Source organism: Kitasatospora setae KM-6054 (assembly GCF_000269985.1).
Lineage (GTDB): Bacteria > Actinomycetota > Actinomycetes > Streptomycetales > Streptomycetaceae > Kitasatospora > Kitasatospora setae.
Map to the genome: position 1 here is coordinate 8428799 of NC_016109.1, position 19087 is coordinate 8447885.

11 protein-coding genes are annotated in these 19087 nt (G+C 74.5%); 4 read left to right on the forward strand and 7 right to left on the reverse strand.

Annotation, left to right across the window (positions count from 1 at the left end):
* Positions 1-50: 50 nt before the first annotated feature.
* A complete protein-coding gene (locus KSE_RS36495) occupies positions 51-1925 on the reverse strand; it encodes an APC family permease (protein ID WP_014140425.1) in 1875 nt (624 codons plus the stop codon).
* A gap of 373 nt (positions 1926-2298) precedes the next feature.
* On the opposite strand from KSE_RS36495, the gene KSE_RS36500 reads away from it, so the two are divergent.
* Complete coding sequence (locus tag KSE_RS36500; RefSeq protein WP_033259550.1) at positions 2299-4428, forward strand: ATP-binding protein; 2130 nt, start codon at positions 2299-2301, stop codon at positions 4426-4428.
* On the opposite strand, the gene KSE_RS43190 is transcribed toward KSE_RS36500, so the two are convergent.
* The 6 genes from KSE_RS43190 to KSE_RS36530 form a co-directional block, all read right to left on the reverse strand.
* Positions 4412-5713 carry a hypothetical protein gene (locus tag KSE_RS43190; RefSeq protein WP_158413066.1) on the reverse strand — a complete coding sequence of 434 codons (1302 nt, stop codon included), beginning with the start codon at positions 5711-5713 and terminating at the stop codon, positions 4412-4414. The two genes, KSE_RS36500 and KSE_RS43190, sit on opposite strands and share 17 nt — an antisense overlap.
* A 541-nt stretch (positions 5714-6254) precedes the next feature.
* The gene (locus KSE_RS36510; protein WP_014140428.1) at positions 6255-7772 is read right to left on the reverse strand and encodes a glycoside hydrolase family 43 protein; all 1518 of its coding nucleotides are present in this window, start codon (positions 7770-7772) and stop codon (positions 6255-6257) included.
* Positions 7773-7809: 37 nt separating this feature from the next.
* On the reverse strand, positions 7810-9309 hold the full coding sequence (arfA, locus tag KSE_RS36515; protein ID WP_014140429.1) for an arabinosylfuranosidase ArfA: 1500 nt from the start codon (positions 9307-9309) through the stop codon (positions 7810-7812).
* 40 nt (positions 9310-9349) lie between these two features.
* The gene (locus KSE_RS36520) at positions 9350-10192 is read right to left on the reverse strand and encodes a carbohydrate ABC transporter permease (RefSeq protein ID WP_014140430.1); all 843 of its coding nucleotides are present in this window, start codon (positions 10190-10192) and stop codon (positions 9350-9352) included.
* Positions 10192-11217 carry a carbohydrate ABC transporter permease gene (locus tag KSE_RS36525; RefSeq protein WP_014140431.1) on the reverse strand — a complete coding sequence of 342 codons (1026 nt, stop codon included), beginning with the start codon at positions 11215-11217 and terminating at the stop codon, positions 10192-10194. Before KSE_RS36525 ends, KSE_RS36520 begins: the two co-directional genes overlap by 1 nt.
* A gap of 11 nt (positions 11218-11228) precedes the next feature.
* Positions 11229-12521: an extracellular solute-binding protein gene (locus tag KSE_RS36530; RefSeq protein WP_033259547.1), complete on the reverse strand. Its 1293-nt coding sequence runs from the start codon at positions 12519-12521 to the stop codon at positions 11229-11231.
* A gap of 366 nt (positions 12522-12887) precedes the next feature.
* On the opposite strand from KSE_RS36530, the gene KSE_RS46105 reads away from it, so the two are divergent.
* The 3 genes from KSE_RS46105 to KSE_RS36545 all read left to right on the forward strand — a co-directional run bounded on the left by KSE_RS46105 (position 12888) and on the right by KSE_RS36545 (position 19031).
* Positions 12888-15995: an OmpL47-type beta-barrel domain-containing protein gene (locus KSE_RS46105; RefSeq protein WP_014140433.1), complete on the forward strand. Its 3108-nt coding sequence runs from the start codon at positions 12888-12890 to the stop codon at positions 15993-15995.
* A 166-nt stretch (positions 15996-16161) separates the two neighbouring features.
* A complete protein-coding gene (locus KSE_RS36540) occupies positions 16162-17304 on the forward strand; it encodes a LacI family DNA-binding transcriptional regulator (protein WP_014140434.1) in 1143 nt (380 codons plus the stop codon).
* Positions 17305-17924: 620 nt separating this feature from the next.
* Entirely contained in the window at positions 17925-19031 is a 1107-nt protein-coding gene (locus KSE_RS36545) for a sugar ABC transporter substrate-binding protein (RefSeq protein ID WP_014140435.1), read from the forward strand.
* Positions 19032-19087: the final 56 nt, after the last annotated feature.

Below are 19087 nucleotides of genomic sequence, written 5' to 3' on the forward strand. Positions count from 1 at the left end.
GCGAATCGAGGGGTGAGGGGCCCCGGACGCGCGGCCGGGGCGCCGGGGGGCTACACGCGCGTCCGCAGTCGGCAGACCACCGTGTCGGTGTGGCGGCGCAGGGCGTGGGCGATGACGGCCCCGCGCTGGTTCTGGAGCAGGCGCAGCCACCAGTGCGGCGGTTCGGCCTCCGGGATCAGGACGGTGAGGCGGTCGTAGGCGCGTTCGGCGGCGAGGGCGTTGACGTGGGCGGCGATCGGCTGGCCGAGGCGGCGGTGCGGGTCGGCGAGTTCGGTCAGCGGGACGCCCGGCTGCCACGACTCCCAGTCGCGGCGCAGGGTTTCGACGGCCTGCCGGTCCTCCGCGTCCGGGGCCGTGGGGACCACGGTGACGGCCCGGACCTCGTCGCCGAGCGACAGGGCCGCGCACAGGGCGTCCCGGGTCAGCCGGGTGATGCCGTGCACCGGGACCAGCACGAGCGAGCGCTGCCGGGTCACCGCGGCCGGGATCCGGCCGAGCTCCAGGCGGACGGCGAGCCGGGCGTAGGCGCGGTGGACCGCCTCGAAGAGCAGGACGAGCAGCGGCAGGGCGACGCAGACGCCCCAGGCGCCCTCGGCGAACTTGCCACCGGTGACGACCACCGCGGCGACGGCGGTGAGCAGCGCCCCGAAGCCGTTCAGCGCGGCCCTGGCCCGCTCGCCGCGGGCCAGCCAGTGCCGCACCATGCCCGCCTGGCAGAGCGTGAAACCCACGAACACGCCGATCGCGAACAGCGGCACCAGGCTGTTCACGTCACCGCCCGAGCCGACCAGCAGCAGCGCCGACACCAGCGCCAGGAACAGCACGCCGTGCCGGTGCACCTGCCGGTCGGCGCGCAGCGCGAACACGTGCGGCAGGTGGTTGTCGCGGGCCAGCAGGCGCAGCAGCACCGGCAGGCCGCCGAAGGACGTGTTCGCGGCCAGCGCGAGCAGCGCCACGGTGGCGAACTGCACGACGTAGAAGGCGAACCCGTGGCCGAGCGAGGCGTCGGTGAGCTGCGCCAGCACGGTCACGCCCTCGACCGGGCGCAGGTGGAAACGGCCGATCAGCACCGCCAGACCGACCAGCATCACACCCAGCAGCGCGCCCAGCGCGACCTCGGTGCGCTGGGCCCGCCGCACCCGGGGCGCGCGGAACGAGGGGACGGCGTTGGCGATCGCCTCGACGCCGGTCAGCGCCGAGCAGCCGGCGGCGAAAGCCCTGAGCAGCAGCAGCGCGCCGACCGTGCCCGCACCGTCGGCGAGCGGCGCGGCGTGCCCGGCGGCGGCCGCCGTGGAGGCGGGGACGTCCCGGAACAGGCCGACCGCGATCACCGCCAGGACCGCGAGCACGAACACCGCCGTCGGCGCCGTGAACCAGCGCGCCGACTCGGCGATCCCGCGCAGGTTGACGGCCGTCACCACCACCAGCACGCCCAGGCACAGCCACACCCGCTGCCCGTACAGGCCGGGGAACGCCGAGGCCAGCGCGGCCACCCCGGCCGTCACCGAGACGGCGACGTTCAGCACGTAGTCCACCACCAGCGACGCCGCCGCGACCAGCGACGCCCGCCGCCCCAGGTGGGCCCTGGCCACCGCGTACGCGCCACCGCCGTCCGGGAACGCCGCGATCACCTGCCGGTAGGAGGCGACCAGCACCGCCAGCAGCACCGCGATCGCCACCGTCACCGGCAGCGTGAACCCCAGCCCGTACGAGCCGGCCGCGGCCAGCACCAGGACGATCGACTCGGGGCCGTACGCCACCGAGGCCATCGCGTCCAGCGACAGTGCGGCCAGGCCGCCCAGCGCGGTCAGCCGGTGCCGCTCGTCCGGGGCGGAAGCGTCCCCGGGCGCTCCGGGCACCCTGGGCGCCTCGGAGGCGGGGACGGCGGGGATCCCGGCGGGTGCCGGATCGGTGGGGGCGGGCATCGGTGACCTCCGCGGGCCTGAAGTGCTGTCACCGGGATCGTCCGGGCTGCCCGGGCTCGCGGGAGCCGCTCGTACGGTTCCTTGACGGTCGGCGTCGGGATCCTCACGCTCTCCTGACGCCGGGCGGCCCGGGACGACGAACACGCAGCCGACCCCTCCCCGGCAGCCGCGAAACCCCAGGTCACAGTCACCCCGTGGCGTCTCCGGCCGACCCGGTGCGGTCCAGGGGCCCGGCCGGGGAGGACGGCGTCGCGACGGGGGAGCGGGCGGGCGTGTGCTGACGGTGCGTGGCGCACAGGCTACGGTGGGGCCCGTCAGGTGGCGCATGCGGGCGGCGGTGGCCGGCCGGGCACGGTTCTGGGGGTGCGGGGGCATGATCGATCCGCTGTCGGTCACGGCGGTCACGGGGGTGCTGGGCGCGGTCGGCTCGGCGATGGCGGGGGAGGCGGGGAAGTGGGCCTGGGAGTCGGTCGGGAACCTCGCGCAGCGGATGACCGGGCGTCAGGTCGCTGCCCCGGCCGGGGCGGAGGAGCGTGCGGAGCTGGCCCGGCTGCTGGTCGAGGGGGCGCGCAACGACCCGGAGCGGGCCCGGGCGCTGGCCGCCTGGATGAGCGGCCTGGCCGACGGCGCGCCGGCCCCGGCGGACGCGGTGCCCCGGCTGCTGCCCGCCTCCACCCGGTACTTCACCGACCGCAAGGAGCCGCTCGCCGCACTCGACAAGGAGGCCGGGCGCAAGGCCGACGGCCGCCCCCGGCAGGTGCTGCTGCACGGCCCGGACGGCATCGGCACCAGCGCGGTGGCGATCCACTGGGGCGCCCGCGAGGCCCACCGCTTCCCCGGCGGGCAGCTGTACGCGGACCTGCGCGCCGCCGGCCCGCAGGGCGCGGCCGACCCGGCGACCGTGCTGCGCCGCTTCCTGCGCCGGCTCGGCGTCCCCGCCGACCACCTGCCCGCCGGTATCGAGGACCGCGCCGAACTGTTCGCCGCGCTGCTCGCCACCCGCCGCCTGCTGGTCGTCCTCGACCACGCCCACTCCGCCGCCCAGGTCCGTCCGCTGCTCACCGCCGCCCCCGGCGTGCTCACCGTCGTCACCGCCCGCCGCCCACTGGCCGGACTGGACGCGCTGAACATCCCGGTCGGCCCGCTCGCCGACAAGGACGCCCGCCGCCTGCTCACCGACCTCGCGGGCAAGCACGCCGTCACCGCCGCCAAGGCCGCCCTCCCCGGCGTCCTGGAACGCTGCGCGGGCTCGCCGTTCGCGCTGCGCGCCGCCGCCCCCGTCCTCGGCGACGCCGCACCGCGCGCGCTCGCCGGGCAGGTCCCGACCGACCCGGTCGAGGCCGCGACCGCCGACCGGTACGCCCGCCTCGCCCCGAACTCCGCACTGGCGTACCGGCGGTGCGCGCTGCGCCCGTGGCCCGCGATCGACGCCCGGGCCGCCGCGGCCGCCACCGGCCTGAGCGAGGCGGACGCGGCCGAGGCGCTCGACGACCTCGCCGCCGCCGCACTGCTGGAGACCGCCCTGGACGGCCGGCACCGCTACCGCCCGGCCGTCCGCCGCCACGCCGAGGCCGCGGCGGTGCGGGAGGACGGGCTCGCGGCCTGCGCCACCGCCGTGCACCGCACCGTCGACCACTACCTGCGGCTGGCCGTCGGCGCCGACCACGCGGCGCTCCCGCAGCGCTGGCACCTCGGCCCGCTGTACGCCGAGATCGGCCCCGACGGCTACCTGGACGAGGCCGCCGCCCTGGCGGTGCTCGGCGCCGAACTGCCCAACCTGGTCGAGGCGGTGGCCGCCGCCGAGGAGTTCGCCGTCCCCGGGACGGTCTGCCAGCTGGTCGAAGCCCTGTGGGCCCTCCAGCTGAAGGCGGGCCGGCACGACGAACTGCTGCCCGCCCTGCGGGCCGGCGCCCGGGCGGCCGCCGCACCGGAGACCGGCGCGCGGACGGCCGCCCGGATGCACGTCCAACTCTCCTTCGCGCTCACCGAGTCGCAGGAGTACGGCGAGGCCGAACGGCACCTCGTGCTCGCCGCCGACGCCGAGGAGCAGGACGGCCACCTGCGCGGACAGGCCACCGCCGTCGAGACACTCGGCCTGCTGCGGCTGCGCCAGTGGGACTGGGACGACGCACTGGAGTGCTTCGACCGGGCCCTCGGACTGCTCGACGGCATCGCCGAGGGCGACAGCGGCCAGGCCGACCTGCCCCGAGCCCGCGCCCTGCTCGGCCGCCACCGGGGCCGGGCGCTGCGCGGACTGGGCCGCTTCGAGCCCGCCGGGGTGGCGATCGAGGAGGCGGTGGCGTTCTTCCGGGAGACCGACGAGGCGTACAACCTCGCCCGGGCGCTGACCGACCTGGCGCAGACCCTGATCGAGCAGCGGCGCGGGCCGGACGCGCTGCCGCTGCTGGACGAGGCCGCCGTGCTGCTGGAGCGCGGCGGCGCGACCTTCCACCTGGTGCCGATCGGAGTGCTGCGCGCGCTGTGCGTCAACGAGCCGGAGTGACCGTCACCCGGTGGATCGCGGTGCCGGAACGGACCGTCAGCACCCCCGGCAGCGGCCCGGCGGCCGGCAGCCCGGCGGCCAGCAGCGCGGAGGCCGCCGCCGCCGGGTCGACTCCGTCGAAGTCGCCCGCCAGCTCCAGCGCCGCACCCGAGCGGTGCCGGACCGTGCAGGTGGCCGGCCCGGTCACCTGCACGGCCAGCGCGCACGAGCGGTGGCGGCGCAGCGTCTGCTCGGCCCAGAGCAGCGGCGGGCCGAGCCGGGGGTCGGCGGCGTCCCCGTGCCGGACGATCACGTCGGCGAGCGCCAGGGCACCCGGGTCCAGGGTGTCCTCGTGCACGACCAGGTGCGCCGCGCCCGGCCCCGCCGGCTCGTGGCGGGCCGCCGCGAAGCGCCGCACCTCCACCGCGCCGTCCCCGCCGGTCCGGGTCAGCACCCGGACCGGGGCCGTCACCACGGCCGGCTGGTACGCGGGCAGCGGCAGCGGATCCAGCAGCGCGGGCCCGGGCGGCTCGGTCAGGCCGAGGAACCGGTAGAACAGCGAACGCAGCAGGGCGGCCGACCGGCCGGGGTCGGACGACGTCAACTCACCTGGACCGGAAGGGACTTCACCGCTGTCGAGCAGGGCGTCCAGTTGCGGGCCGAGCGCGGTGTACGGGTCGAGCCCCGGCGCCTCCCGGACGAACGCGGCGACCTGTGACCCGTCATCGATCACGGACGGCCCGGTCGCGGCCAGCACGACCGGCGTGCCGAGCGCCGCCGCGTAGTAGCTGACCGATCCGAAGTCGCCCACCACCGCGTCCGCCGCGATCAGCGCCTGCCGCCAGTCCGCCACCGGATCCACCAGCGCCACCCCCGCCCGGCGCGCCCCGTCCAGCCACAGCCGGACCTGCCCCGGGCCGTGGCCGTGCCACACGTTGGGGTGCAGCACCACCGCCACCCGGTAATCGTCCAACGGCAGTTCCGGCAGCCGGGACAGCAGCAGCGGCAGCACGTCGTCCGGGCCGCCGTCGCCGAACAGCGAGGTCGGGTTCCAGGTCGAGTTCAGCACCAGCAGCCGCTGGCCGGACCGCACCCCGAACGCCCGGCGGAACGCGTCCCGCCGGGGGAGGGCCGCCAGGATCCGGTCGAAGCACGGGTCACCGCCCAGCACCCCCGTGTGCGCGGCCTCCGGACACGCCGCGGCGAGCCGGTCGAGCTGATCGGGGTGCGACAGCACCAGCGCGTCGGCGATCGGCTCCCCGTGCTCGTCCAGCAGCCACTCCGGCGACATCCCGAACGTGGGCACCTTTCCCGGCTCCCGGCTCCCGGCTCCCGGCTCCCGGCTCCCGGCTCCCGGCTCCCGGCTCCCGGCTCCCGGCTCCCGGCTCCCGGCTCCCGGCTCCCGGCTCCCGGTCGTCGCAAGCTTTTTATTGTAGCCAACGCCATGCGAAATGATGGCCAACGCGCCTTTCACTTCCCGGAGTCGGCCGCCGAAGCTGGCGGACACCGCCAGGTCGGGCGAGACGGCCAGGGCCTGTTCCCAGGGCAGGACCGGCACACCGAGCGCGGCGAGGAGCTCCGGAAGACCGGACCGGAAAGGCGAGGTGCCCGGGCAGGTGGCCGTCAGTTGGACGCGCAGGTCGTCGCGGAACAGGCCGACGACATCGAGCAGCCGGGTCGCCGAGGTGACGTTGTGGACGACCAGCAGGACCTGGCGGCAGCCGCCGCGGGTGGTCCACCGTGTCGAGTCCTCGCCGACCGGTACCCTGATCCACTCGCCCGGCAAGTCGCCCCTCCAAGACCGTCGCACTCCCGTTCCGGCAGCTTAGCGATCGGCGGACCGGGGGCTACGGTGCCGGGCGGTAGTCGAACCAGTCGAAGGCGACGGTGCCCTCGGTGGCGTACATGCCGATGACGCGTCCGGTGAAGCCGGCGGCGACCTCGGTGGAGAGGTAGCGGCCGTCGAGTTCGGCGAGCGGCCGCGCGCCGGGGGTGTCGGGGTCGCCGAGCCAGCAGGCGACGGTGTCGGGGCCGAAGGGCTCGGTGCCGGCGAGTTCGGGGGACGGGGGCACCAGCTGGGTGGTGCGGACGGTCACGGTCAGGGTGAGCGGGCCGGGCGGGACCGGGCGGCGGGCCAGGGTCTGGCGCAGCGGGCCGATCCGGGCGATGACGCGGACCTCGCCGGCGCCGGCCTCCAGGTCGTAGTGGTGGGCCTCGTCCAGGCGGACGCTGAGGCCGCCCCGGCCGGTGCCGGGGTCGATCCGGGTGGCGGCGCGGCAGTCGTGGTGCTGCTGGCGGCGGCCGACGAAGGTGTGGCCGGGGCGGTCGAGGGTGGGGCCGGTGGCGGTGAGGGTGAGTCGGCCGGGGGGCTCGGTCAGCGACCAGGAGCCGTCCGGCCGGGCGTGCGGGGAGATCCAGTGCGGGGCGAGGACGGGGGCGTCGAAGTCGTCGCGGGCCGGCGGGGCGGGGAAGGGGTGCCAGGCGCCGCCGGGCGCGGGGTGCCGCTCCCGGACCGGTGCGACGACCGGCCAGCCGTCCTCGTCCCAGGTCACGGGGGTGAGGAAGGTCTCCCGGCCGAGCACGTGGAAGCCGGGGGAGAAGCCGCGCGGGCGGGTGCCGAGCAGGACCATCCACCAGCTGCCGTCGGGGGCGGTGACCAGGTCGCCGTGGCCGGTGCTCTGGACCGGCCGGTCGGTGCCGGCGGCGGAGAGCACCGGGTTGGCCGGGGCGCCCTCCCAGGGGCCGCGCGGGGAGCGGGCGCGGGCGACGGAGACGGCGTGGCCGCGTTCGGTGCCGCCCTCGGCGATCAGCAGGTACCACCAGTCGCCGATCCGGTACAGGTGCGGGGCCTCGGGCCAGGTGAGGCCGGTGCCGGACCAGGTGGGGAAGGGGCCTTCCAGCACTTCGCCGGTGGCCGGGTCGATCCGGGTGAGGTGGATGCCGGGGGCGGTGGAGGCGGCCCAGCAGGTGCCGTCCTCCTCCCAGGCCAGGTCCGGGTCGATGCCGGGCAGGTCGATCCACACCGGGTCCGACCAGGGGCCCTCGGGCCGCTCCGCGCTGACGACGAAGTTGCCGCCGGAGGTGACGTTGGTGCAGACCACCCGGAACCGGCCGCCGTGGTGCCGGATCGTCGGTGCGTACAGGCCGCGCGAGGCGGTGCTGCCGGGCAGCGGCAGCGGCAGCTGCCCGGGGCGGTCGAGCACGTTGCCGAGCTGCCGCCAGTGCACCAGGTCCCGGCTGTGGAAGAGCGGCAGCCCGGGGACGTACTCGAAGCTGGAGCAGACCAGGTAGTAGTCGTCACCGACCCGGCAGACGCTGGGATCCGGGTGGAACCCGGGGATCACGGGATTGTCGTACGTCCGCACGGGGCGGTCCTTTCGAAGGGCTGCTGCGGGCCGCCGGTCAGCCGAGGGCGATCGCCGTCCAGGACACCGGGGGCAGCTCGACGTCGAGCACGCCGTCGGCCAGGACGGCGCTGGTGTTCGCGGCCGGGACGACCCGGAGCGGGTCGGCGAGGGTGTTCTGCGCGTACGGGTCGGCGTCGGCCAGGGTGAGCGCCTCGGTGACCCGGGACAGGCCCAGGGAGCGGACGTCGACGGTGACCCGGGCCGGCTCGGACAGGTCGCGGTTGACCAGGAAGACCGCCGCCCGGCCGTCGTCGACGGTCGCGACCGCGTCGACCAGCGGCGCCTCGCCGTGCCGCGCCGTCGGGTAGGTCGGCGCGTCGACCAGCGGCCGGAGCACCTCGCCGGAGGCGAGCCGGCTGGTGATCGCGAACGGGTGGAAGGTGGTCTGCCGCCAGGCCGGACCGCCCGGCTCGGTCATGATCGGGGCGATCACGTTGACCAGCTGGGCCAGCGAGGCCGAGGTGACCCGGTCGCTGCGCTTGAGGAGCGTCATCAGCAGGTTGCCGACCACCACGGCGTCCGCCACCGTGTAGACGTCCTCCAGCTGCCGGGGGGCGTGCCGCCACTCGTGGTTGACCTCGTCGGACGCCTTGTGCTCCTCCAGGTACCAGACGTTCCACTCGTCGAAGGAGATGTTCATCCGCTTCTTCGACTGCCGCTTGTGGCCGACGTGGTCGGCGGTGGCGAGCACGGTGTCGATGAAGAACTCCATGTCGAGCGACGAGGCCAGGAAGGAGCCGAGGTCGCCGTCGTGCACCTGGTAGTAGGCGTGGCAGGAGACGTAGTCGACGTGGTCGTAGCAGTGCTCCAGCACCGTCCGCTCCCAGTCGCCGAAGGTCGGCATGCCGGAGCCGGAGGAGCCGCAGACCACGAGTTCGAGGTCCCGGTCGGCGGCCTTCATCGCGGCGGCGGTCCGGGCGGCGATCTTGCCGTAGTCGTCCGCCGTCATGAAGCCGGTCTGCCAGGGGCCGTCCATCTCGTTGCCCAGGCACCACATCCGCACGTCGTGCGGCTCCGGCGTGCCGTTGGCGATCCGCAGGTCGGAGAGCGCGGTGCCGGACGGGTGGTTGGCGTACTCCAGCAGGTCCAGCGCGGGCAGGATGCCGCGGGTGGCGACGTTGACGGCCAGCATCAGCTCGGAGCCGGTGAGCTTGAGCCAGCGGGCGAACTCGTCCAGGCCGACCTGGTTGGACTCCAGCGAGTGCCAGGACAGGTCGCGCCGCACCGGCCGGTGCTCGCGCGGGCCGACCGAGTCCTCCCAGCGGAAACCGGAGACGAAGTTCCCGCCGGGGTAGCGGACGGTCGTGGACCCGAGCTCCCGCACCAGCTCGACGACGTCCGTCCGGAAGCCGTCCTCGTTCGCGGTCGGGTGGTCCGGCTCGTGGATGCCGGTGTACACGCAGCGGCCGAGGTGCTCGACGAACGAGCCGAAGGTGCGGCGCCGGACGGGGCCGACGACGGCCTTCCGGTCGAGTGCGATGTGGGCGCGGGGCACAGCGGGTCCTTTCAGCGGGTCGGTGCGGTGCGGGGCGGGGTCAGCCCTTCACGGCACCGGTCAGGCCGCCGACGATCTTCTTCTCGAAGGCGGCGAAGAACGCCATCGCGGGCAGCATGGCGAGCGAGGTGAAGGCGAGCACCTTCGCGGTGTCGACGGAGTACTGCGAGGAGAACGCCTGGACGCCGAGCGGCAGGGTGAAGTTCGCCTGCGAGTTCAGCACGTACAGCGGCAGCACGTAGTTGTTCCAGCTGCCGATGAAACCGAGGATGCCGACCGTCACCACGCCGGGGCGCGACAGCGGGACCACCATCCGGAAGAAGAACCCGAGCCGGCCGGTGCCGTCGATCGCGGCGGCCTCCTCGATCTCCCGCGGGATGGCCCGCAGGAACGGCACCAGGATGATCACGGTGGTCGGCAGGCCGAAGGCGATCTGCGGGACGATCACGCCGAGCAGGTTGTCGACCAGGCCGAGGTTCTTGACCACGATGTACAGCGGGGTGATCGCGATGACCATCGGGAACATCAGGCCGGCCGCGAACAGCGAGTACATCGCCCCCTTGAACCTGAAGTCGTAGCGGGCGAGCACGAAGCTCACCATCAGGCCCAGGACCACCGTGCCCACGGTGCTGGCGAGCGCCACCACCAGGGAGTTGGCGAACTCGCCCCAGAACGTCACCGACCCCAGCACGTCAAGGTAGTTGCCGGCCACCCAGGGCTCGGGCAGGCCGGCCGGGCTGGTGCTGATCTGCGCGTTGGTGCGGAACCCGCCGAGCACGATGTAGAGCACGGGCGCCACGCAGAGGCCGATGAACAGCAGGGCGACGAAGTAGGTGAAGGGGTTGCCCCACTTCTGCGGCCGCTCGGCCGTCCGCGCGCGCATCAGGAGGCTCCTTCGGTGAGGGCGCCCCGCAGGTCGCGGCGGAGCAGGAAGCGCTGGTAGAGCAGGGCGACGACGAGCGAGATCAGGAACATCACGACCGCGATCGCGCTCCCGTAGCCGTAGTTGCCCGCGTTGCGGCCCTGGCCGACCATGTAGATCGCCATGGTCGAGGTGCCCGCGGTGCCCGCCACGTACGGGCCCCAGATGATGTAGACGAGGTCGAACAGCTGCAGCGAGCCGATGATCGACAGGAACGCCCAGATCCGGATCGTCGGCCCCAGCAGCGGCAGCGTGACGAGCCGCTGGATCTGCCAGTACGAGGCGCCGTCGATCTGGGCGGCCTCGGACAGCTCCTCCGGGATCGACTGCAGGCCCGCGAGCATCAGGATCACCGCGAAGCCGATGTACTTCCACGAGATGATGCCCAGCAGCGTCCAGATCGCCAGGTCCGGGTCGGCCAGCCAGTCGGCCCGCAGGAAGCCCAGGCCGACGTGGGCCAGCAGGTCGTTGAGCGCGCCGTTGCTCTGGAGCATCAGGCTCCAGCCGGTGCCGACGATGACCTCGGAGACCACGTACGGCACGAAGATCAGGATCCGGATCGCCGAGCGGCCGCGGATCCGCTGGTTGAGCAGCAGCGCCAGGCCGATCGCCAGCGGCCCCTGGACGGCCAGCGAGAGCACCAGGATCACCCCGGTGTGCCACAGCACCTGCTGGAACGCCGGGTCGGTGAGGATCAGCCGGTAGTTCCGCAGGCCGACCCAGTCGGTGGGCGGCCCGTAGCCGTGCCACCGGTAGAAGCCGTAGAACGCGGCCAGCGCCACCGGGAAGATCACGAACGCCAGGAAGACCAGGACCGCCGGTCCGGACAGCACCGCGATCTCGAACCGCAGCTTGGCACGGCCGCGCCGGCGGCGGGGGGCCGCCGGCCGCGGGGCCGGGCGCGCGGACGGGGCCGCGCGCCCGGCTCGGGGCGTGCCCTGCGACTGGGGGCCGTCGACCGGCTCCGTACCCAGGGTGTTGCTCATCGTGTGCGCACTCAGCCCTTCGCGGCGGCGGCGTTGGTGTCCTTGGCGATGTCCGCCGCGCCGCCCTTGCCGGCCAGCAGGTTCACCACGGCGGTGTTCATCGCGTTGCCGACGTTCTGGCCGTACTCGGTGTCGAGGAACAGCACCGAGTAGGGGGCCTTGTTGAACGCCTGGAGCGCCGACACGTTGTAGGGCTCGGTGACGCCCGCCTGGGCCTCCTGGTTCACCGGGATGGCGACGAACGCCTTGGCGTACGCCTTCTGCTGCTCCGCGGTGACCAGGAAGCGCAGGAAGTCGAGGGCCTCCTTCGGCGCCTTCTTGGACAGCGAGAAGCCGTCGAGGCCGCCCATGATGGCGGCCGGGTCGCCCTTCCCGCCCGGCACGGCCGGGAAGGGGAACCAGCCCAGGTCGGGCAGCGGCTCCTGGTCCGGGGTCAGGCTGGCGATCACGCCGGGGTTCCAGTTGCCCATCAGCTCCATGCCCGCCTTGTGGTTGGCGACCAGGCCCGCGGACGAGCCGGCGCCCTGCTGCGAGGAGGTGGTCAGGAAGCCCTGCTGGAAGGGCTCGGTCTTCAGGAACGCGGCGAGGTCCTCGCCGGCCTTGGTCCAGCACGGGTCGTCGAACTTCAGCGACGCGGCGGCCTTCTTCAGGGTGTCCTGGCCGCACTCGCGCAGGACGAAGTTGTAGTACCAGTGCGCGGCCGGCCAGGCGTCCTTGGCGCCGACCGCGATCGGCGCGACGCCGATCGCCTTCAACTTCGCGACGGCGTCCTGGAGTTCGCCCATCGTGGTGGGCGGCGCGGTGATCCCGGCCTGCTGGAACAGGTCCTTGCTGTAGTAGACGCCCTCGGGCTGGGTGTCGACCGGCATCGCGTAGACCTTGCCGTCGATCGTGTAGCCGGCGATGCCGGCCGCGCCCGCGTTCGCCCGGTCGGTGTCGGTCAGCTCCAGCGCCTGGACCTGGCCGGCCTGCACCATGGCCTGCATCTTGCCGCCGCCGCGCTGCAGGAAGATGTCCGGCGCGGAGCCGGAGTTGAGCGCGGTCTGCAGCTTCCCGTCCAGGTCCTCGTTCTGGATCGTCTGGATGTTCACCTTGGTGTTCGGGTGCAGCGCCTCGTACGCCGCCGCCGCGGTCTTCCAGTACTCGGCGCCCGCGCCCGGCTGGGCGTTCTCCCAGAGGGTCAGCGTGACCTTGCCGCCGGCCGAGCCGCCGCCCTCCTCACCGCCGCCCGCGCAGCCGGTGACGGCGAGGGCGACGCCCAGGGCGATCGCGGCGGCGGCCGCGCGGCGGGTCTTTCTGATCATCGTGAGGACTTCCTGTTCTGTCGTCGTCGCCGGGAACACCCGGGTGGGGGTACGCGAAGTGAGGGGCACGTCAGAGGGGGAGCGCCGCGGCTCCTGCGCCCCGGTCGCGGGCGGGGCCGGCGTGACCGGAGTGGGGCGGTCGGCAGGGGCGGTTCGAATGCTGGAGAGTATGGGCGCGGCGCGGAGCGGCCGTCAATGACTTGTTTCCGAAAAGTTGCCGAAACTTGCGACTGATTACGGCCGTATAACACCGAAAGATTTCGAAGCCTTCGGGGCGGGGGCGGTGTCCGGCGCCTTGACAGGCTTTGTTAGCGCTAACAATATGGGGCACCCACCGACCCACCCACCCGACTTTCGAGGATGCCCATGGACAGACGCTGGTTCGGAGCCGCCCGGCGCAGAACCGCGGCGGTCGCCGCCGCCACCGCCCTGCTGGCCCCCGCCCTGGCCGTCGCGGCGGCGCCCGCCCGGGCCGCCGCCGCCCCGGAGATCATCGTCAACGGCGGCTTCGAGAACGGCCTCGCCGGCTGGTCGGCCAACCACGGCAACCCCACCGACGGCGCCGTGCTGTCGTCCACCGCCGACGCCCACTCCGGCGCCGCCGCCGTACTGGTCACCGGCCGCACCACCACCGGCTCCGGCCCGATGCAGGACCTCTCCGGCAAGGTCCGGGCCGGCCGCAGCTACACCGTCACCGCCCGGGTCAAGTACGACGACCCCGCCGCCCCGGCGGCCAAGCAGTTCTTCGCCACCATGCACTACGGCGGCGCCACCTACACCAACCTCGGCACGGTGACCGTGCCCCGCGGCCAGTGGGGCCTCCTCCGGGGCACCTTCACCGTCCCGGCCGGGCAGGACGTCGGCACCGCCCGGCTCTTCCTGGAGACCCCCTGGGTCCAGGACCCGGCGAGCGCCCCGCACGCCAACCTGATGGACTTCGAGGCCGACGACGTCTCGCTGACCGAGGCGGACCCCGCGCCCACCCGCCCGCCCGGCCACGCCGCGCCCGCCAAGACCGTCGGCAACGCCAACCCGCTGATCGACTACCAGTACGGCGCCGACCCGTGGGCGATGGTCTACGACGGCCGCGTGTACGAGTACCTGACCTCCGACGGGTCGACCTACGACGCCGCCGGCGACGTCGTCCAGGCGTACGAGCACGACGCCGCGGGCGCCGTCAAGGACAACGGCTACGGGCAGATCAGGACGCTCACCGTCCTGTCCTCCGCCGACCTGGTGAACTGGACCAACGAGGGCCAGGTCAAGGTCGCGGGGGCGCCCGGCGCCGCCCCCTGGGCCGCCAACTCCTGGGCCCCGGCCGCCGCGCACAAGCCGGTCGGCGGGAAGGAGAAGTTCTTCCTGTACTTCGCCAACAGCGGCGGCGGCATCGGCGTGCTGACCGCCGACTCGCCCACCGGCCCGTGGACCGACCCGATCGGCGGGCCGCTGGTGAGCCCCGCGACGCCCGGCACCGCCGGCGTGGTGTGGATGTTCGACCCGGCGGTCCTGGTCGACGACGACGGCTCGGCGTACCTCTACTTCGGCGGCGGCGTGCCCGCCGGCGGCACCGACCACCCGCGCAGCACCCGGGTGATCCGGCTCGGCGACGACATGGTCAGCACGGTCGGCCAGGCCGTCACCATCGACGCGCCCGCCGTGTTCGAGGACTCCGGGATCAACAAGATCAACGGCAAGTACTACTACAGCTACTGCACCAACTTCAGCCACTCCAGCACCATCGACGGCCAGGACATCGGCTACGGGAACATCGCCTACATGGTGTCCGACAGCCCGACGGGCCCGTTCCGCTACCAGGGCCAGATCCTCGCCAACCCCGGCTCCTTCTTCGGCGCGGGCGGCAACAACCACCACGCGATGTTCGAGTTCAAGGGCCGGACCTACATCACCTACCACACCCAGACGCTGCAGTCGGCGCTGGTCGCCGGCGGCTCCCTCGACCAGCCCCGCGGCTACCGCTCCACCCACATCGACCAGGTGACGGTCAACCCGGACGGCACCATCGCCCCGATCACCGGCACCTACCGGGGCCCGTCCCGGCAGGGCACGCTCGACGCGCACCGGCGGATCGAGGCCGAGACGATCGCCTGGGACTCCGGCATCCAGGACGCCTACGACCCCGCGTCCGGCATCCGGGTGCTGCCGGTCGGCGCCGCGAGCGACGGCGAGCAGAAGCTCGCCGACCTCGACGACGGCGAGTGGACCGCGCTGGCCGGCGTCGACTTCGGCCAGGACGGCGCCACCAGCCTGGCCGCCGACGTGCTGCCCAAGGCCGGCAGCCGGATCGAGGTCCGCCTCGACCACCCGGACGCCACCGGCACCCCGGTCGGCACGCTGACCGTCCCCGCCGGGTCCGGCCGCACCTGGACCGAGGTCCGCGCCGACCTCACCACCCGGGTCACCGGCACCCACGACGTCTTCCTCACCGCCCGGGGCCCCGGCCCCGGCGAACTGTTCGACGTCGACGACTGGCGCTTCGGCTTCGACCGCACCGCCCCCGCCGTCACCGCGCGCACCACCCCCGCCGCGCCCGACGGGCCGGACGGCTGGTTCACCGGCCCGGTCACCGTCGAACTGTCCGCCACCGACGACTCCGGCGTGGCCGGCGTCGAGTACCGCCTCGGCGACGGGAGTTGGCAGCCCTACACCGCCCCCGTGGCACTGCCCGAGGGCAGCACCGCGCTCGGCTACCGGGCCACCGACACCGCGGGCAACACCAGCGCGGAGGCCCGCCTCCCGGTGAAGCGCGACTCCACCGCCCCGACCGTCGCCGCGCGGCTGTCCGCCCCCACCCTGGGCGGGCTGTACGAGGGCTCCGCGACCCTCACCCTGACCGGCGAGGACACCGGCTCCGGCCTCGGCGCGCTGGAGTACGCCCTCGACGGCGGCGACTGGCACCCGTACACCGCCCCCGTCACCGTCGACGCCCCCGGCCGGCACACCGTCACCCACCGGGCCACCGACCGGGCCGGCAACCGCGGCGCCACCGGCACCGCGACCGTCGACGTGGTGCCGGCGTGCACCCGCACCGTCACCGGGCACGGCCGCGCCGCCCTGGTCGTCACCGCCGGGACGACCTGCCTGAAGGGAGCGGAGGTCGGCACCGTCACCGTGGTCGACGACACGGCCGTCCTGGTCGTGGTCGACAGCCGGATCCTCGGCAACCTCAACGTCCACCGGGGCACCGCCGTGGTCGCTGAGAACAGCACCTTCGAGGGGAACGCGACGCTCTCCGGCACCACCGGCCGGATCGGCCTGACCGGCAACGCCTTCGCCAGGACGCTGAACCTCACCGGCAACACCGGCAGCGCCCCGCTGCTCTCCGGCAACCGCGTCGAGGACGCCCTGGGCTGCGCCGGGAACGACCCCGCCCCCGTCGACGGCGGAACGCCGAACCGCACCGCCCGGGCCGCCACCGGCCAGTGCGCCGCGCTCGCGGTCACCGACCGCCCGTAGCGCGCCCGGCAACGGCACCCGGCCGGCAGCCGTCGGCCGGGTGCCGTTCCCGCGCGCCCGGACCCGGCGGCGGACGTCCGCCGGTAGGGTGCCCGGCACCCGGTGGCGGCCAGTAGGGTGGACGCCGGGGTAGCGTCCGGCCCGGGCCGGGCGGGACGGGAGAGCCATGGACGAGACCGGTGAGCGGCGCCCGCCGACGATGGCGGACGTCGCCCAGGTGGCCGGCGTGTCGCACCAGACGGTCTCCCGGGTGCTCAGCGACCACCCCAACGTCCGCGAGGCGACCAGGGAGCGGGTGCTGCGGGCGATCGCCGAACTGGGCTACCGGCCCAACTCGGCGGCCCGGACGCTGGTCACCCGGCGCAGCCGGACCCTCGGCGTCGTCGCCGCGAACACCACCCTGTTCGGCCCGGCCAGCATCCTGGCCGGCCTGGAACGGGCCGCCCGGCGCGAGGACTACCTGGTGGCGTCGGTCGGCCTGGAGGAGCTCACCGAGCACGCCCTGGCCAGCGCCCTCGAACGGCTCGGGAGCTGGGGGGTCGACGGCGCGGTGGTGATGACGCCGCACCGGCACACGGTGACCGCGCTGGCCCGGCTGCCCCAGCCGTTCCCGGTCGTGACGGTGGCGGGCGGGCACGACCTCGACCTGCCGGGCGTCGCGGTCGACCAGGTCGGCGGGGCGCGGGCGGTCACCGAGCACCTGATCGGGCTGGGCCACACCCGGATCTGGCACGTCGCCGGGCCCGGCGAGTGGATCGAGGCCGAGGGCCGCCTGCGCGGCTGGCGCGCCGCGCTGGAGGCGGCCGGGCTGCCGGTGCCCGCCCACCTGGCGGGCGACTGGAGCCCGGCCTCCGGCCACGCGGCCGGCCGGGAGATCGCCCGGGCCTTCCGCAGCGGCGCCGCGAGCCGGCCCACCGCCGTGTTCGCCGCCAACGACCACATGGCCCTGGGCGTCCTGCGCGCCCTGCACGAGGCCGGGGTGCGGATCCCCCTGGACGTGGCGGTGGCGGGCTTCGACGACCTTCCCGAGGGCGCCTACCTCACACCGCCGCTCACCACCGTCCGGCAGGACTTCCCCGCCGTCGGCCGGGAGGGGATCGCCCTGCTGCTGCGACTGATCGACGAGCCCGCCACCCCCGTCGCCCACCTGAGCGTCCGGCCGGAGCTGGTGGTCAGGGCCAGCACCGCCGAGGGCCGGCCGCGCGGAGCGGCGGGCGGAGCGGTGGCGGGCGGAGCGGCGGGGAGCGCGGCGGTGGGGAGCCCGGCCGCGCTGTTCTCGGACGCGCCGGGGGCGGGTCCGCACCGGTAGGCCCGGTCCGTTGCCGTTGCCGTTGCCGTTGCCGTTGCCGTGCCGTGCCGTGCCGTGCCCTGTCCGTCGCTCCGCGAGGGGGCGGGGGCGGGGTGGCCGGAGAGCTTGACAGGCGATTTGTGAGCGCTAACATTCCGGTGTCGGTGCGCCGCGCTCCCGCCGCGCACCTCCGGTGACCCCCGGGCCGCCCTCCTGAGGGTGAGGCAGCGGGCCGGGGCCCGCCGCCGACGGAGATCCGCTCCCCCAGCGCGCTCCGTCCGCCGCGGGCGCGAGCGGCGCCGGCCCCGTGGCGGTCCGTCCGCGCCCCTCCCGGTCGACTCCGGGGGAGGGTGCCCCTTGCCGCCGACGGGCCGGCGCCGCTCGCCATCTCCCTTGCCCCGGCGTCGAGTTGGCTCCGCCCGGGCCTTCGGCCGACCGGCGGCCGGTGACGTGATCGTTACCCGCCGGCCTCGACGCGAGGGCTTGGCGGCCCCCCGGGCAGACCGTATGTTGTGGCTGGCAACAAACCGTGCCGGGGCTGCTTTCCCGCCCCGTTCCGCGCGCCCGTCCCCACCCGGCGCCACCCCACCCAGCCACGCACGTCCGGCCCGGTCCGGACAACCCCCGAAAGGACCCTGCCCATGCGCAAGGGGCTCCTGTTCGCCACCGCCGCCCTCGCGGCGGCCCTGCTCACCACGGCCACCGCCTGCTCGTCCACGGGCTCCGGCTCCGGCTCCGACGGCGGTCCGGCCGGCGGCAAGAAGCCGAAGATCGGCGTGATCCTGCCGGACAGCAAGTCCTCCGTCCGCTGGGAGACCGCCGACCGCACGTACCTCGCGGCCGCCTTCAAGGCCGCCGGCGTGGACTACGACATCCAGAACGCCGAGGGCGACAAGCAGGGCTTCCAGACCATCGCCGACCAGATGATCACCAGCGGCGTGAACGTGCTGGTCATCGTCAACCTGGACAGCGGCACCGGCAAGGCCGTCCTCGACAAGGCCAAGGCCCAGGGCGTGGCCACCATCGACTACGACCGGCTCACCCTCGGCGGCTCCGCCCAGTACTACGTCAGCTTCGACAACACCCAGGTCGGCAGGCTCCAGGGCGAGGGCCTGGCCAAGTGCCTGGCCGGCACCGGCGCCAAGAACCCCGTCGTCGCCGAGCTCAACGGCTCCCCGACCGACAACAACGCCACCCTGTTCGCCAACGGCTACAACGGCGTGCTCGACCCGCTGTACGCCTCCGGCGCGTACGTCAAGGGCCCCGACCAGTCGGTGCCGGACTGGGACAACGCCCAGGCCCAGACCATCTTCGAGCAGATGTACACCAGCCGGCCGGACCTCGCCGGGGTGCTCGCCGCCAACGACGGCCTGGCCAACTCCGCCGTCGCGGTGCTCCGCAAGAACCACCGCAACGGCCAGGTGCCGGTCACCGGCCAGGACGCCACCGTCCAGGGCCTGCAGAACATCCTGGCCGGCGACCAGTGCATGACCGTCTACAAGGCCGTCAAGAAGGAGGCCGACGCGGCCGCCGCGCTCGCCGTCGACCTGGCCGGCGGCAAGAAGAGCGACCCCGGCGCGACCGTCCACGACCCGACCGGCAACCGGGACGTCCCGTCGGTGCTGCTGGCCCCCGAGGCGATCTTCAAGGACAGCGTCCAGAAGGTCGTCGCGGACGGCTACGTCACCAAGGAGCAGCTCTGCACCGGCGACTACGCGGCGCTGTGCGCCGGGGCCGGGATCAAGTAGCCCCGCCCGCGCCCGCGCCCGGCCGCACCCAGCGGGCCCGGCCACCGCGCCGGGGC

Bases quoted from the DNA above. Each gene is read 5' to 3' on its own strand.
- KSE_RS36495 (WP_014140425.1), bottom strand. From the start codon at position 1,925: ATGCCCGCCCCCACCGATCCGGCACCCGCCGGGATCCCCGCCGTCCCC.
- KSE_RS36500 (WP_033259550.1), top strand. From the start codon at position 2,299: ATGATCGATCCGCTGTCGGTCACGGCGGTCACGGGGGTGCTGGGCGCG.
- KSE_RS36520 (WP_014140430.1), bottom strand. From the start codon at position 10,192: ATGCGCGCGCGGACGGCCGAGCGGCCGCAGAAGTGGGGCAACCCCTTC.
- KSE_RS36525 (WP_014140431.1), bottom strand. From the start codon at position 11,217: ATGAGCAACACCCTGGGTACGGAGCCGGTCGACGGCCCCCAGTCGCAG.
- KSE_RS36530 (WP_033259547.1), bottom strand. From the start codon at position 12,521: ATGATCAGAAAGACCCGCCGCGCGGCCGCCGCCGCGATCGCCCTGGGC.
- KSE_RS46105 (WP_014140433.1), top strand. From the start codon at position 12,888: ATGGACAGACGCTGGTTCGGAGCCGCCCGGCGCAGAACCGCGGCGGTC.
- KSE_RS36540 (WP_014140434.1), top strand. From the start codon at position 16,162: ATGGACGAGACCGGTGAGCGGCGCCCGCCGACGATGGCGGACGTCGCC.
- KSE_RS36545 (WP_014140435.1), top strand. From the start codon at position 17,925: ATGCGCAAGGGGCTCCTGTTCGCCACCGCCGCCCTCGCGGCGGCCCTG.